The sequence below is a fragment of the Vibrio sp. HS-50-1 genome, from assembly GCF_024747315.1.
Lineage (GTDB): Bacteria > Pseudomonadota > Gammaproteobacteria > Enterobacterales > Vibrionaceae > Vibrio > Vibrio diabolicus.
This window is the reverse complement of sequence record NZ_JAMPZF010000024.1, coordinates 584240-600267: the sequence shown is the minus strand read 5'-3', so window position 1 is coordinate 600267 and position 16028 is coordinate 584240. Positions and strand designations below refer to the sequence as shown.

The following is a 16028-nucleotide window of genomic DNA, read 5'->3' as shown; positions in this document are numbered from 1 at the left end:
TGTGGCTATCTCGATTAAAAAAACGACCTCAAGTAGGTCGTTTTTTATTGTCCCTAAATACTAATCAAAGATTAAATAAGGTTGCTCATCTACGATGACCTTTTTGACTTGAGTATTGAACACTTCCCCGAGAGCTTCTTCCGTTAGCACAGTATCGGCACTTCCTGATGAGTGCAGCACACCGTTGTTAAGCAGCAATACTTTATCTGCGTGCTTTAATGTGCGATTGAGATCGTGATTAGCAACCAATACTCCAATTCCCTGCGCCGCCATAGCGTTAATCAATTGATAGAGCAGCCCCTCTTGCGCAATATCTAACGGTGCTGCTGGCTCATCCAAAATTAAAAACTGCGAAAAAGGATTAATGGTACGCCACACCTGCAAACATACACCTGCTAATCGGACACGCTGCCACTCACCACCGGATAATGTTTGAATACTGCGATGAAGCTTATCTTGCAGTTGTACCAGCTCCACCACCATATTGACGGCATCACGCACTTTAATATCCGCAATCTCAGCACCACTAGGCAGAGATAAAGCGAGATACTGAAACACATCAACATTAAACGCTGGGCGCGATTGCTGACACAAATAACCTCGAACATGAGCTTGCTCTGACAACGGTAAAGTAAGCAAGTTTTTGTCGCCAACGCACACTTCACCACTCATACCCTCTCGGTGGCTTAACGTGCCAGAAATCGCAGCCAATAAAGTACTCTTACCTGAACCATTAGGCCCAACGACATGTACGATTTCGCCTGCTTTGCATTCAAAAGAAAGAGGCAATAATCGACTACCAACCGACATATGTTTAACGTGCATCATGACTCTTCACCAGCATCCAGATGAAAATAGGTGCGCCAATCGATGTTGTCATGACACCTAAAGGTAACTCTGCGGAGTCCAATAACAGTCTTGCGCCGATGTCAGCAAATACAAGCAACGCAGCACCAGATATTGCAGAAAGTGGCAATAAATAACGGTTTTCCGTACCAAAAGCCAAACGCAACAAGTGCGGCACCACCAAACCAACAAAACTGATGATGCCACCCAAAGCGACTGAACTACCCACCAAAACAGAAATGGCGAGGATCAATTTCCAACGCATTTGATATACATCGACGCCCAATTGGGTCGCATGAATCTCACCCAGCATCAATTTATCAAGCGACTTGCCTTTACAACATAACCAGATAAGCACCGGTAACATCACTAAAGTAACGATATGTTGATACCAACTTGCACCGCCAATACTGCCCATTAACCAATACATCAGTTGGCGTAAACTGAGATCATCACTAAAGTAAAATGCCCACGTCACAATCGCGCTCGATAAAATACCCAATGCGACCCCAACCAAAAGCAATCGAGCCGTCGTCAGGTGCATTGCCCTTGCTATCGCCACCAAAACAAACGTGAATACCATCGAGCCTGCAATCGCTGCCAACATAAAAACAATCGGGGTAGGAAGAACAGGTGACGCGAACATGATTAAGACCATTGCTAAGCTTGCACCACCAGATATACCAAGCACGCCAGGTTCAGCCAACACGTTCCCAAGCAACACTTGTAACGTCGCGCCAGATACCGCTAACGCAGCACCAATAATTGCCGCAGACACTAACCTCGGTAAACGCAAGTCCACCAATAACTTCTGTTCAAATGCAGATAAGGATTGAAAAGGAGAAAGGAAAATTTCTCCGACCATCAAGTGAATGGCAGAGAGTACAGCGAGCACGATCGACATAACCATCAGGTTACGTTGCCAGCGTCGTTCCTTGTTCAGGATAAGTTGTTGAAAATCCATAGCGGCCGATAAAAACAAACGAGGCTTAACCTTACAGTTAAGCCTCGGTAAATTGCAATTAACTTCTCAAAGCAATGTTGGATTAATCGTAAACCAACTCACCCTCTTCAAAACGGGTTTTCACTTCACAAACCATCAGAGCTGCACGTTGACCTATTGCGACGTGGCGGTTCGGGAAGACAATCGCTTCGTTTTCATTCTTAGCCATTAATGGTTTGTCGCCATCATGACCAAACACTTCGCCGTGAACAAATGAAGTGAAGTTTTCAACATTGTCGTCGAACATAAAGTCAAAATCTTCGTTCAGGCGAACGATTGTGCGACTTACGCGATATTTAATGCATGGTTTTGGTAGGTGTTCTGGCTTCGTTTCCGCAATCAAATTACGTAAAGACAAATCAAACGCAGTCAATTTGTCGAGGTCATTTTCACCAATACGAGCCACACGTCCAAGCTCCATTGTCAGAGCCTGCGCACCAAAGTTCTCGGCACTGTACCAGCTAAACGTGCTCGATGGTGAGTTTGACAAGAGCACAGCTTCAATGTGTGCACTGTCCAAGAAATCGATTAATGCCTTGCTTCGCACAGGATGACGAGTCTTAGGACTTACTGCAAACGTATAGTGCTTCGAACCTCTAATCGCGCAGTGTAAATCAAGATGCCAGCGTGTTGTCGGGTCGGTATCCTGATAGAAATCGCGAACGAGCAACTTTAGCGTATCAGCGATGACAAGCTCTTTTGTCTGCTTGTGTTCTTTTTCGTCAAACAGACGGTTGAGGTTTTCTTCAAGGAATCGCGTGTGCGCCAGAGTGGATTCTGGATGAGCGATAATGAATAGACAACGGGTATCGACCGTCTGGAACCCAGATTCTATGTCTTGAATAATGGAATCCACCAGCTCCATCGGTGCCGTTTCATCTCCGTGAACCCCACAAGAGATGATGACGTTCTTCGTATCCTGAGTATAGTTCTCAGGGATCACTTCTAATACACCACGCTGATAGAGTTTAAGTTTTACACCGTTAGAAAGCACCTGCTCCGCTGGTGCAACATCGATATGAACATCTAACGTGTCAGTTAAAAACGATTGGCGAAAGAGAGACTTCGTCATGCGTTACTCCTTAATAGCACGGCGGGTATGTTAATAAATTGTACAAAGGATTTTTGTTGCTGCGATCTCACTTATGAGTAGAAATCACTATTTCCCTCGAAAATCCGATACCTTTTCGCGCCAGGCACTCAAATCAAGCATTGAGGCGTTTAATTTTTAAACAATTACAAAGTGTTAGGGCTGTGAACTTTACCACAGCCCTGATTAAGATCATTATGATTTGATCAAATTTTTGTAGCTATAAAGCAGATTATGCATCAACAATGCGAAAAACTTAGCCGCGCTGTGCGAGCAAACGCTCAAACTCATCGACTTTTTCACGCACTAGCTCAACACTCTGCTGCCAAAACGTTGGTTGAGTTAAATCCATCGATAGATGCTTTTCGACAACATCTTCCGCCATCATGCAGCCGGTATCGCGCAGCAAATTGATGTAATCGGTGTAAAACGCTTCGCCTCTGGTTTCTCGCTGTGCATAAATACCCTTGCTGAATAAGAAACCAAACAGGTATGGGTAGTTATAAAAACTCACACTATCGATAGAAAAATGCAGCTTGCTTGCCCAGAAGTACGGATCCGGCTCGCTCATTACGTCGCCATACCATTCTTTCCAAGTTTCAGACATCAACTCACAGAATTCATCTGCGGTAAACTCTCCATCCTGGCGGCGTTCATAGAACGATTTCTCAAACTCATAGCGGACCGGAATGTTGATCATTAAAGCGAGCGCAGATGACAACTCTTCCCACAACATCTCTAGCTTTTCATCGACGCTCTCCGCTTTCGAAATCAAATGATCACGAACGATGTTTTCTGCAAAAATAGAGGCGGTTTCTGCTAACGTCATTGGATAGTAAGTTTGGCAAAGTGGCAAATCACGAATAACCCAGTTATGGAACGCATGGCCAAGTTCATGTGCCAGAGTCATCAGGTCTGAGCGGCTACCACTCCAAGTCATAAACACAAGTGGTGTTCGCGTTGCTGGTAGTTTGGTGCAGTATGCACCAAGGCGCTTGCTGGCATTTGGCGCGGCATCAATCCATCCGTTTTGTACCATCAAACGGACAAACTCCGACATCTCAGGGTTTACTGTTTCAAATGCTTCACAAATAACATCAATCGCTTCATCAAAGTCGTAGACCTTCGCTTCACCGCTCAAAGCAGGCATAGCCGCCAGATGATTCCAAGGTTTCATCTCATCCAGACCATGTACTTGCGCCATCAATAAACCTGCTTTCTGACCAATAGCTCGACTATCTTTGGCTACTGTCATCATCGCATTTAAAGTTTCAGCTTGGATTCGGTTACCATGCAAACTCGGCTCTAGGAAGTGAACTTCACGCTTCGTAGAACGCTTTTTGTTTTCAGTTAAGCGCCATCCTGCTAACGCATTTAAAATCGCAGCGAATGATTCTTGGTGCGTTTGCATTGCATCTTGTACGCCTCGCCACGCGGCTTCTTGACGCTCAAATTCAGCCCCATAAAGGATGCTTGCCGCTTGAGAAAACCCAAGCTCTTCACTCTTACCATCTGCATACTCAAGCTTCACTTTCAATGAGCCAGTCAGGTTATCGTATAGGTTACCCCAAGCCGATTTACCATCCACACTCATCGCAGCCAGTAACTGTTCTTCTGCGTTGCTAAGACGAGTATCCGCCAACTTTCTAGAATTCAAGATAGAAAAAGCTTGCCCACTGATATCTGGATTCTCATGGTCTAACACGCGCAAGATAAACTCTTCGTCGGCATGCGTTAGCGTCAAATCAAAGGGACTGAACGCTTGGGAAAGCTCCGAAAAGATGCGGGTCATTTTACCAAGTAACGATTTCGCTTCGGCGTTTGTTGCATCAACAGAAGCATAACAACTCGCAAAATTTGCAACTGTGCCCGCTAAACGACTCGCGGCTTCATTGGTCAAAACCGCATTTTGCATGATCTCTACGTTGCCACAATCTGCTGATTGTTTATTCAAAAGATCAATACATTGTTCAACAAGAGCAATATCGTCTTGAATTCGTGGGTCAGAAAGGTCGTTATAAACGATGGACAAATCCCAACTCGGCGTTGTCATTTCTATATTTCCTTTTTATGTAACTGAGTCAATTTTCGCTTCCTGCACCTAGCAGATGGGCTTCCACTGACATCTTCCGTGACTATGCCCTTAAGCAATATCGCTCTGGGCATTTTAATATTTATAAATTAACGATTTAAAAGAGGCACGCCAATCGAACGGACCGAGGCGTAAATTTGCTCATCGATGGTAATTGTTATATGCGTGACAGACGCATTCCCTATCGACAACGTCGAGTACCACTTGGGGTTACGCCAATCTAACTCCAATACATGAGCAAGAATCATACGAATGACGCCACCATGCGTGACGATAAGTAGATTGTCATTGATATCGTTGATGATTTGAGACCAAACGCGACATATGCGCTCAGAAAATGTGCTTAAGCTCTCAGCGTTCGGCAACGTATGTTGTGCTGGCGATTGCCAAAAAGCATCTAGCTTTTTCCACTGCTCAGTGAGCATATCAAAAGGCATACCATCAAAATCACCAAATGCCATCTCTTGTAAAGATTCATCCGTCATTACTGGTAATAATTGCTGTTCAGCAATTATATTTGCCAGTTCTTGACAACGTGAAAGAGGAGAACAAATCACTCCACCCACACCTCGTCCACTCTCGATCCAAGCCCGAGCAATGCTTTCTTGGTCAGCAGGCGTAACTTTTACATCTGTTTGGCCATGGAGTCCTGGTGGAGCGTCTACTTTTCCATGACGCACAAGATAGATATTGAGTGTTTTCATTTCTTCCATCCTACTCTTTAAGAACCAACGGCAAACCAGCAGCAACAAAGGTAACACGATGGCAAACACTGGCTAGTTTTTGATTCATCCGTCCTGCATTATCCACAAAGTAACGACTAACCGCCCCCAAAGGCACAATACCCATTCCAACCTCGTTAGAGACGAATATTAACGTCGCATCTGAGCCACGTACCACCTGTATAAGCTTTTCAATTTCTGCTTCTAGCTTCTCATTGGAACATTCATCACCTAACTCAAATATCCAATTATTGAGCCACAAGGTTAAACAATCGACCAGTACAACATCGGTGTTAGCGAAATTTGTCAGTAACTCAGATAAATGAAGGGGGCATTCATGCTCTTGCCACTCGCCCCCTCGTTGCTTTTGATGATGCGCTATTCGCTCTCGCATTTCTTGGTCAAATGGCTGCGCGGTTGCAACATAATGTAATGAGTGTTGAGAAGTGGTCGATAATTGCTTGGCTGTTTTTTCCGCCAAATGCGACTTCCCAGAGCGCGCGCCACCGAGTATCAATTGCTTCATGAGATGTGATAAAACCCAATCATAGTGAGATAAACAAGCAGTTCCGATAGCTGCTGCGCTGCGCCAAGACAATCCCCCGTAAAGCCGCCAATTCGCTTGGTTAACCAACGTTTGAACATCAAACGAAATACCACGAGAACAAGCGATATAAAGATCGCCTGCGTGATACCAAGCACAAGCAATGTTATGCCACCAGTAAACAACAAAATGGAGACTTCTAAAGAAGACTGGCTATTTGCCAGCGGTTTACTTTTCGACGTATCACTGTCACTGACATAAGGCATGTCATAAATAAGCGTCGCGGCTAGTGCTCGGCTTGCGGTATAAGCGACGACAATGACCAACCAAAACTGCGGCAAGTTAGCCAGTTCACTCCAAAAAACATACTTAGCCAATAACGCCATAATGAGAGTGGCTGCACCATAAGTGCCAATGCGGCTGTCCTTCATAATAGAGAGGCGTCGCTCGACAGTCATGCCACCGCCAATGCCATCCGCCATATCAGTCAAGCCGTCTTCGTGAAATGCCCCTGTTAACAATAAGCTAAACACCATTGTTAATACTATGGCTACCGATTCTGGGAAAAGAATTGAGGTGAGCAAAAATACCAGAGCACAAAGCGCTCCAAGTACGAGACCAACTAACGCGAAATAACGTCCGGCCTGATTCATGCGTTCTTCACTGTATGGCAACGCTTGGGGTACGGGTAAGCGACTAAAAAAACTGATAGCTAATAGAAACAACTCCCACTGGTATCTTAACGATGACGGCGTGACGTTCTCAGAATTATCAGGGACTGACACTATACTGTAACTCCTGCACTCTCAAAGCTCGCCATCTTGTTGTAAAACTGGGCAGCAGCTTTTAACAAGGGTAAGGCAAGAGCGGCTCCGGTTCCCTCCCCTAATCGTAAACCAAGATCGAGTAGAGGTTCTGCTTTTAGGTACTCTAATACAAACTTATGTCCATTTTCTTCGGAGCGGTGGGCAAACAACATGTATTCGCGTGCTTCTTCGTCTAGCAACGTTGCTATATACGCAGCAACCGATACGATAAATCCATCCACTAAAACTGGGGTTTTAAGCCGCTTGGCTTCTAAAAAAGCGCCCACCATTTGTACGATTTCAAACCCTCCAACCTGTGCGAGAATCGCTTTGGTATCCAGAGTTCGACATCGGTTCACGCCCTGTGCCACTAGTTTATATTTACGGCTCAACTGCTGTTGATTGATTCCGGTGCCAACGCCAACACAATAATCAATATCTAATGAACTCAGCGCCGATAACAGTGCGGAAGCCGAACTGGTGTTACCAATGCCCATCTCACCGAACATCAATAGATTTGAGCCAGACAAAATGGTTTGCTCAGCAATCTTCGCACCATACTCTAAACCTAGCGCCACTTGTTCTAGGGACATCGCTGATTGTTTAGAAAAATTAGCCGTACCGTTACCCAACCGTTGTTCAACCAAGTTTGGATGAGACTTAAATTCTGGAACCAGCACATCAATAGGTGCCAACATGCCGCAATCTATTACTTTAAGTTGAATACCATTGATGTCGCAAAAGCAGTTGATGGCAGCGCCGCCGGCGAGAAAGTTAGCCACCATTTGCTGAGTGACTTCGCTTGGCGCAATGCTTACGCCCTCCTCTGCAACGCCGTGATCTCCAGCAAATACCAGCATGCTCGGTTTACAGATAGCGATGGAATCAACTGGCTGAGGTTTATCTTGACTTTGAATAAGAGCTAGCTGTAGTGCCACCTTTTCCAATAAGCCTAAAGAACCGACGGGTTTGGTTTTGTTATCTATGCGCGCTTGTATCTCCACTGCAAAAGAGTCATCCATTTTTTACGTTCCTTTGATGTTGTCTGGGTGAGAGGTGTTCCATTGATTAAGAAATCTTGCTCAGCCCCAGTTTTGAGCGTCCACTATTGTATACCCTTGCATCCGCTTGGGGCAGCGCTAATCAGATTTCTGTTAGGAAAGTCTACTGAGTTCGCAGAGCGTCTCACCTTTCGAGCATTCGATTATATGTAACTCCTTGAAATCCGCTACAATAGCTTAGGCTATATTCCCATATAGGAGAAAGGACATGGATAACAACACCTGCGCCATCATCGCTGGGGCAACTGGCTTAGTCGGTTCAAAAGTCATTACAAACCTCATAAATCAATCAGGTGTTGGTACCTTATATTATCTTTCTCGCCGCCCACTCGATGGCGTCCTAGATGCGGACAATAAGCTTGTTCCTCTCATTGATGCCGACCTCTCTATCCACCAATGGGATGATAACCAACCAACACCGACCATCGGCTTTATTTGTTTAGGCACAACTCTTAAGCAAGCAGGCAGTAAGGATAATTTACGTAGAGTAGATGTTGATCTGGTGTGTAAAGTCGCCCAACAGATGAAAACGATCGGAGTCAAACGCCTTGCGGTTGTTTCTAGCCTTGGTGCAAATAGTAAATCACCATCCCATTACTTAGCCTGTAAAGGACAAATGGAACAAAGAATCGAAGCTATGGGTTTTGAGGAAATCGTGTTTGTTCGCCCAGGCCCGCTTGTTGGTCAACGTCAAAGCCCAAGAACGGACGAGAAGTTAGTGCAAACTCTGTTTAAGGTAATTCGCCCATTCATGCTTGGCAAACTGTCCAACTTTTTACCTATTCGAGCGGAAGATGTCGCCAAAGCGATGATTTATCAACTTTTCAGTTATCAAGAAGACTCGGTGGTTTACTTACAAAGGCAAGAAATGCGTGACTTACTGCATCACTACGAATAACCATTTTGTACATTTAACGTGCTAATTCACACTCTCACGCGACTTAGATCTCGTTTTTATATTCATTTTAGATCTAGCTAATACCCGTTTGTCATTTTTAAAGTTATATCGCGAGCGTTATCTTACGCCCCATAAACAAATCCGTATAAAACCCCGTATAAAAAACAACCGCCATTTCGGCAGGTTGATAAGGTCAGATTATGAATTTTGCAGTGATAGCCTCTCTAGCCGTCTTTGTTGGCATATTGTTCTTTCTATTTAACCAACAACAAAAGAAACACACACTTTCTCGTCTCGTTTTAATCGGTCTTGTTACTGGTTCTCTTTTTGGTCTTGCTTTGCAACTCATTCACGGTGAAGGCAACAGCGCAATTGCTCAAACACTTGAATGGGTAGGCATTGTAGGCAGTGGCTACGTTGGTCTACTGAAAATGGTCATCATGCCACTAGTATTGGTATCGATGATCTCTGCAGTTGTTAAATTGGAGAAAGGTGGATCATTAGGTAAAATTTCTGGCCTGACCATCTCTGTTCTTCTAGTAACGACTGCAATTGCTGCACTTATCGGTATCTTGGTGACAACAACATTTGGCCTGTCAGCAGAAGGGTTAACTGAAGGTGCTCGTGAAACCGCTCGTATCGCCGTTTTAGAAAGCCGTGCTGGTACAGTAAGTGACCTGACTATTCCTCAAATGCTAGTTAGCTTCATTCCAACCAACCCATTTGCTGATCTAACAGGTGCTCGCTCGACCTCAATTATCGCTGTCGTTATCTTCGGTGTATTAACCGGTATCGCCGCTCGTAAGGTGATGATGGAAAAAGCAGAGTTAGAATCACCGATTCGTACTTTCGTAGAAGCAGCTCAATCAATCGTTATGCGATTAGTGAAGATGATCATGGCGTTAACGCCATACGGCATCGCAGCACTGATGGCAAAAGTGGTAGCGACATCAAGCGCAGGCGACATCCTAAACCTACTTGGCTTTATTGTGGCGTCTTATGTTGCTATCGCTCTGATGTTTGTTGTTCACGGCGTATTAGTCTCTTTTGTCGGCGTTAGCCCTGCGGAATACTTTAAGAAAATCTGGCCTGTACTGACCTTCGCGTTTACATCTCGTAGCTCAGCAGCAACGATCCCACTAAACGTAGAAGCGCAAATCACGAAGCTGAACGTTCCACCAGCGATTGCAAACCTATCAGCATCGTTTGGTGCCACTATCGGCCAAAACGGATGTGCAGGTATCTATCCTGCAATGCTGGCAGTGATGGTAGCTCCGACAATGGGCATCAACCCACTGGATCTGCACTTTATCCTGTCATTGATTGCGATTATCACCATCAGCTCATTTGGTATTGCTGGTGTAGGTGGCGGTGCAACGTTTGCAGCATTGATTGTTCTTCCTGCAATGGGCTTGCCTGTCACCATCGCGGCGCTGCTTATCTCTATTGAACCATTGATCGATATGGCACGTACCGCACTGAACGTTTCAGGATCAATGACTGCGGGTACGATTGCTAGCCGAGTGCTGAAGTCACCAGAAAGCGAAACAGCATTGGAAGAAACACGAGCGTAAAGCTCAAACTACTTCCCAAGCAATAAAACGTAAAATATCAAGCCGATGGTTCGCCATCGGCTTTTTCATTTTCAAAAATTCAACTTGCATCTTTCGTTGCTAGTCAAGGCGTTGAATGGTCTAATACTGTTATCGGTTTTGTAAACGGTAAGCAGAATGCACCAAGATAATCAGCCCACTTTTTTCTTCTTTGATTATGAGACATGGGGAACAAACCCCGCGAAAGATCGCCCAAGCCAGTTCGCTGGTATTCGTACAGATGAAAACTTTAATATCATCGGCGAGCCTTTAGTCATGTACTGTCAACCACCGGCTGATTATCTTCCGTCTCCTGAAGCTGCGCTTATTACTGGTATTACTCCGCAAAAAACGGTTCAAGAAGGCCTTTCTGAGCCTGAGTTTATCGCTAAGATTCACGCTGAACTCGCGAAACCAAATACCACCAGTTTAGGCTACAACAGCATTCGCTTTGATGACGAAGTGACCCGTTATACTTGTTATCGCAACTTTATCGATCCATACGCATGGAGTTGGCAAAACGGTAACTCGCGCTGGGATTTACTCGATGTGCTACGCGCATGCCACGCCCTTCGCCCAGAAGGCGTAGAATGGCCAGAAAACGAAGATGGCTTCACTAGTTTTAAATTAGAGCACTTGTCTGTTGCTAACGGCATAGAACATAGTAACGCGCACGATGCGATGGCAGACGTGATTGCGACTATCGAAATGGCGAAGAAAGTCAAAGCAGCGCAACCAAAATTGTTTGACTACTTCTTTTCTATGCGCCAAAAGCGCAAGCTCAATGAATTAGTCGACATCGTCAACATGACGCCGTTGATGCACGTTTCAGGCATGCTAGGGCGCGAATGCCAGTACACTAGCTGGATTGTGCCTGTTGCTTGGCATCCAACCAATAACAACGCTGTTATCACTATCGATTTAGCGAAAGACCCTCAACCTATTCTTGAGCTATCCGCAGAAGAGCTACACGAAAGACTCTACACTAAGCGAGAAGATCTTGGTGAATTGCTACCAGTGCCAGTTAAACTAGTTCATTTGAACAAATGCCCTATTCTCGCCCCTGCAAAAACGTTAACGGCTGAAAATGCAGAGTCTATTGGCATTGATCGCCAGCAATGTCTCGCTAATCTCGCTTTGTTGCGCCAACATCCTGAAATTAGAGAAAAGCTGATTAGCCTCTTTTCAGTCGAGCGTAAATTCGATAAAAGTGATGACGTCGATACGCAACTTTACGACGGATTCTTCTCTCCGGCCGATCGCGCAGCCATGGATATCATTCGAGAAACCGACCCGAACAATCTTGCCGCATTGGACATTGAATTTGATGACAAGCGCATTAAACCTCTATTGTTCCGCTATCGTGCGCGTAACTTCCCAGGCACATTAGACGAGCAAGAACAGAGACGCTGGGCATTACACTGTCGTGAAGTGTTTGAAAGCCAAATTGAAGAGTACATGCTGAATTTAGAAAACTTAGTTCACGAACATGAAAGTGACGAAAAGAAGATTGCGATATTAAAATCCGTGTACCGTTATGTAGAGAGCTTAGCTTCTTAACTCCTCCTAATACAAGCGCACCTTATGGTGTGCTTGTTGTTTATATACTGTCAAAATGATTAAAGAACGATTCTTACAACTGATCCAACTGCTCATTTCAATCTTCCTCATCATGGGGGCACTTGGCATCGGAATTACCATTCAAAAGTTCACTGGCGTTTCCGTCCCAGGAAGTGTCATCGGTATGCTCGTACTCTTTTTCTCCATGACTCTTGGGCTTGTAAAGGTCGATTGGGTCAAACCGGGCGCCACGCTATTTATCCGCTACATGATTTTGTTGTTCGTTCCTATTAGCGTGGGATTAATGCAACATTTCGATATGCTACTCGCTAATGCCCTCCCTATCATTGCTAGCGCAGTTGGAGGCTCACTCATTGTACTGGTCAGCCTCGCTTGGTTGCTGGACTACTTGCTAAAGGAGAAGCACTGATATGTGGTTAGTTGTTACCATTGCGGTTTTTCTTGTCGCGCGCCAAATCGCAATCAAAGTGAATAATCCTCTAGCAAATCCTTTGCTAATCAGTATTGCAGTGCTCATTCCTTTGCTTACTTACTTAAATGTACCGTTTGAAACGTATTATGCGGATAACGAAGGGATCAGTTTTTTACTTCAACCAGCCGTAGTTGCTCTGGCTTACCCGTTATATGAACAACTACCACAGATTAAAGCAAACTGGCGAATCATCACTTTTGCTTGCACAGTAGGCAGTGTGATGTCGATGATGACAACCACCTTGATCGCAGTCGCTTTCAAAGCGGATATCAGTTTAATCGCAAGTCTAGTGGGTAAATCCGTCACTACGCCAATAGCAATGGAAATTTCGAGTCACCTCGGTGGTGAAGCTGCCGTTGCGGCGATCTTGGTTCTGATTGTTGGTTTATTGGGCGCGATTTTGGCATACCCAATTTACAACTTAATTGGAATTAAACACCCGATTGCACGTGGCCTAACAATGGGTACCGTGTCTCATGCCTTAGGCACCGCGACATGTGCAGAGAAACAGCCCATTGATGCCGCGTTCTCATCACTCGCATTGGTTTTATGCGGCATCATCACTTCTATTTTGGCTCCAAGCTTTTTTGCTTTGGCTGTCTGGCTATATCAATAGTTAAGCGCTCTCGGTCTGCCCTCCTTCCGGCAGGCCGTGGCCCTCCCGTTTCTTCCTTATCCCTTCCAAAATTCTGTATTACCTCATCTAACAACCCGTTCTAGTAAGATCGTTAAGGTACTCTGACGAGATACACACTAATAACTTCAACATTCAGTGCAATATTACTGACTCAACGTTGCTTAGATATCTAGGAATAACGTTGTGTGGACATGTAGGCATCGTAATTAACATATCCCAGCGTCTTGGTCATATGAATATATACGGATATGGTTAATTGTGAGACGGAGATAACGCTTCACGTCAGTGCAATCGAATACATGTGTGAGCTCACTCTAATTATGTAACAGAATTATCAATTGCATTATTTATCGTGATCTAACGCACGGAACATTTCTATCCTTCACATAGAATAACTGTCCATGCAATAACAAGGATTCAACATGAAAAGTCGCATTGAACAGGCGCTAGCAGGCGCTCCAGAAGCACTTTCCAAACAACTTGCTCCTATCATCCAAGCTGATGATTTTGATGCTACGCTTTCAGTTCAACAGTTTGAGCAGTTGCTTTCAGCTACCGGTCTATCAGATAAAGAGCTTCGTGTTGCTCTACTTCCTTTTGCCGCAGCATATTCCTATGCTCCTCTTTCTGAATTTTATGTCGGTGCTATCGTTCGTGGTCTCTCAGGTCGCCTTTACTTCGGAGCCAACATGGAATTCTTTGGTGTTCAGTTAGGTCAAACAGTTCACGCTGAGCAGTCTGCAATTAGCCATGCTTGGATGAAAGGTGAACGTGGTATTAAAGATATCACTATTAACTTCAGCCCATGTGGTCACTGCCGTCAGTTCATGAACGAGTTATCTACCGCAAACGAGCTTAAAATCCAGCTTCCAGAACGCGAAGAAAAGTCGCTGCATGAATACCTACCTGAAGCCTTTGGACCAAACGATCTCGGTATCGAATCCGGCTTAATGGCAGAAGTAAAGCATCAGTTCTCATGCGATGATGAAGACACTCTAATTCAAAGCGCTGTTGAAGCGATGAACATGAGCCACTCACCATATACCAACAACCTGAGTGGCTTAGCATTAGAAATGGCTAGCGGCCGTGTATTCCAAGGTGCTTATGCGGAAAATGCGGCGTTTAACCCTAGCTTGCCGCCATTACAAGTTGCGCTGATCCAAGTACTACTTGCGGGTGAAACTTTTGACAATATCAAAGCCGCTGCTCTGGTAGAAAACTCAGAAGGCAAGATCAGTCATTTGGCTGATACGCAATCAACGTTAGAAGCGTTGAATCCAGATATTCCACTTAGTTTTGTCAACGTATAAGCGACAATTTCAGTATAAAAAGCTCTACGGCATGTAGAGCTTTTTTATTGCCTAAAAACCAAAAGCAAACGTTTGCTTTGTCATGAAACTTCAGTATGATCTCCTGCAATTTCTGTCTCACCACTCTATTTTGTAAGGGAACACTATGTTTGGCACTGCAACCAGCGCAAATGCTACCCGTGTATTACTTTTAGGCTCTGGCGAACTCGGTAAAGAAGTCGCAATTGAATGTCAGAGACTTGGTTTAGAAGTGATTGCTTGTGATCGCTATGCTAATGCTCCAGCGATGCAAGTTGCTCACCGTAGTTACGTCATCGATATGTTAGATGGAAGCGCCTTAGAAGAAGTTATTACAAAGGAACAACCTACTTACGTCGTACCTGAAATCGAAGCTATCGCAACCGACAAACTGGTAGAGCTTGAAGAAAAAGGGCTGAATGTTGTTCCAACCGCTAAGGCAACCAAGCTAACAATGAATCGTGAAGGTATCCGACGTTTGGCTGCAGAAGAACTAGAACTGACGACATCACCTTATCGTTTTGCAGATACTTTTGAAGACTTCAAAGCCGCGGTTGAGCATGTAGGCATCCCGTGCGTAGTAAAGCCAGTTATGAGTTCTTCAGGTAAAGGGCAAAGTGTCATCAAGACCGAAGACGACGTAGCAAAAGCATGGGATTACGCACAGGAAGGCGGACGTACGGGGGCAGGTCGCGTGATCGTGGAAGGTTTTATCGACTTCGATTACGAAATCACTTTATTGACCGTCAGAGCCGTTGACGGTGTTCACTTCTGTGCTCCAATTGGCCATCGTCAGGAAGATGGCGACTACCGCGAATCATGGCAACCACAAGCCATGTCAGAAAACGCAGTAAAAGCAGCAGAATACACGGCAGAGAAAGTAGTCAACGCACTCGGTGGCTACGGCATCTTTGGTGTTGAGTTATTTGTTAAAGGCGATAAGGTCATTTTCAATGAGGTCTCTCCTCGCCCACACGATACAGGCATGGTCACTATGATTTCTCAGGAAATGTCAGAGTTTGCTCTCCACGTACGTGCATTTACCGGAATGCCGATTAATAATATCGTACAATATGGTCCATCTGCGTCGGCCGTTATTCTTGGTCAAGGGACTTCCACAAGCATTCGCTTTGACAACCTAACCAAAGCCTTAGCTCAACCTCAAACGCAAGTTCGTCTATTCGGCAAGCCAGAAATCGATGGTCGCCGTCGTTTAGGTGTTGTCCTTACGCGACGAAAAACCACCGAAGAAGCCGTTCAAGATGCTGTTGAAAGTGCATCAAAAGTGAATATCACATATTAAACGAGCTCCGCTCCTACAAAAAACAGCGCAGCTCTAATTGCTGCGCTGTTTCG

15 protein-coding genes are annotated in these 16028 nt (G+C 44.9%); 7 read left to right on the top strand and 8 right to left on the bottom strand.

Annotated features, from left to right (window positions below):
* Positions 1-60: 60 nt before the first annotated feature.
* From btuD to cobT, 8 genes are all read right to left on the bottom strand, one after another.
* Positions 61-828 (bottom strand): vitamin B12 ABC transporter ATP-binding protein BtuD, encoded by a 768-nt coding sequence (gene btuD / locus NDJ01_RS12330; RefSeq protein ID WP_258586761.1) that lies wholly within the window; start codon positions 826-828, stop codon positions 61-63.
* Positions 815-1810 (bottom strand): vitamin B12 ABC transporter permease BtuC, encoded by a 996-nt coding sequence (btuC, locus tag NDJ01_RS12325; RefSeq protein WP_258586760.1) that lies wholly within the window; start codon positions 1808-1810, stop codon positions 815-817. The genes btuD and btuC overlap by 14 nt, the downstream gene beginning before the upstream one ends.
* An 82-nt stretch (positions 1811-1892) precedes the next feature.
* Positions 1893-2921: a succinylglutamate desuccinylase gene (locus NDJ01_RS12320; protein WP_006741645.1), complete on the bottom strand. Its 1029-nt coding sequence runs from the start codon at positions 2919-2921 to the stop codon at positions 1893-1895.
* A 274-nt stretch (positions 2922-3195) separates the two neighbouring features.
* Complete coding sequence (locus NDJ01_RS12315; protein ID WP_258586759.1) at positions 3196-4992, bottom strand: M3 family oligoendopeptidase; 1797 nt, start codon at positions 4990-4992, stop codon at positions 3196-3198.
* Between the two features lie 128 nt (positions 4993-5120).
* A complete protein-coding gene (gene cobC, locus NDJ01_RS12310) occupies positions 5121-5735 on the bottom strand; it encodes an alpha-ribazole phosphatase (RefSeq protein ID WP_258586758.1) in 615 nt (204 codons plus the stop codon).
* Positions 5736-5745: 10 nt separating this feature from the next.
* The gene (gene cobU / locus NDJ01_RS12305; RefSeq protein ID WP_047008664.1) at positions 5746-6279 is read right to left on the bottom strand and encodes a bifunctional adenosylcobinamide kinase/adenosylcobinamide-phosphate guanylyltransferase; all 534 of its coding nucleotides are present in this window, start codon (positions 6277-6279) and stop codon (positions 5746-5748) included.
* The gene (locus tag NDJ01_RS12300) at positions 6276-7082 is read right to left on the bottom strand and encodes an adenosylcobinamide-GDP ribazoletransferase (RefSeq protein ID WP_258586757.1); all 807 of its coding nucleotides are present in this window, start codon (positions 7080-7082) and stop codon (positions 6276-6278) included. The genes cobU and NDJ01_RS12300 overlap by 4 nt, the downstream gene beginning before the upstream one ends.
* Complete coding sequence (cobT, locus tag NDJ01_RS12295; protein ID WP_258586756.1) at positions 7082-8125, bottom strand: nicotinate-nucleotide--dimethylbenzimidazole phosphoribosyltransferase; 1044 nt, start codon at positions 8123-8125, stop codon at positions 7082-7084. Before cobT ends, NDJ01_RS12300 begins: the two co-directional genes overlap by 1 nt.
* Positions 8126-8372: 247 nt before the next feature.
* Between cobT and NDJ01_RS12290 the strand changes: the two genes are divergently transcribed.
* From NDJ01_RS12290 to purT, 7 genes are all read left to right on the top strand, one after another.
* A complete protein-coding gene (locus tag NDJ01_RS12290) occupies positions 8373-9062 on the top strand; it encodes an NAD(P)H-binding protein (RefSeq protein WP_005397784.1) in 690 nt (229 codons plus the stop codon).
* A gap of 200 nt (positions 9063-9262) precedes the next feature.
* Positions 9263-10636: an L-cystine transporter gene (locus tag NDJ01_RS12285; protein ID WP_054867346.1), complete on the top strand. Its 1374-nt coding sequence runs from the start codon at positions 9263-9265 to the stop codon at positions 10634-10636.
* 156 nt (positions 10637-10792) lie between these two features.
* Complete coding sequence (gene sbcB / locus NDJ01_RS12280; protein ID WP_258586755.1) at positions 10793-12214, top strand: exodeoxyribonuclease I; 1422 nt, start codon at positions 10793-10795, stop codon at positions 12212-12214.
* 55 nt (positions 12215-12269) lie between these two features.
* Positions 12270-12644, top strand: a complete 375-nt coding sequence (locus NDJ01_RS12275; RefSeq protein WP_005397786.1) for a CidA/LrgA family protein — start codon at positions 12270-12272, stop codon at positions 12642-12644.
* 1 nt (position 12645) lies between these two features.
* On the top strand, positions 12646-13323 hold the full coding sequence (locus tag NDJ01_RS12270) for an LrgB family protein (protein ID WP_005377888.1): 678 nt from the start codon (positions 12646-12648) through the stop codon (positions 13321-13323).
* A 443-nt stretch (positions 13324-13766) separates the two neighbouring features.
* Positions 13767-14654, top strand: a complete 888-nt coding sequence (gene cdd, locus NDJ01_RS12265) for a cytidine deaminase (protein WP_005397788.1) — start codon at positions 13767-13769, stop codon at positions 14652-14654.
* 145 nt (positions 14655-14799) lie between these two features.
* Entirely contained in the window at positions 14800-15975 is a 1176-nt protein-coding gene (purT, locus tag NDJ01_RS12260) for a formate-dependent phosphoribosylglycinamide formyltransferase (protein WP_258586754.1), read from the top strand.
* The last annotated feature ends 53 nt before the right edge of the window (positions 15976-16028 follow it).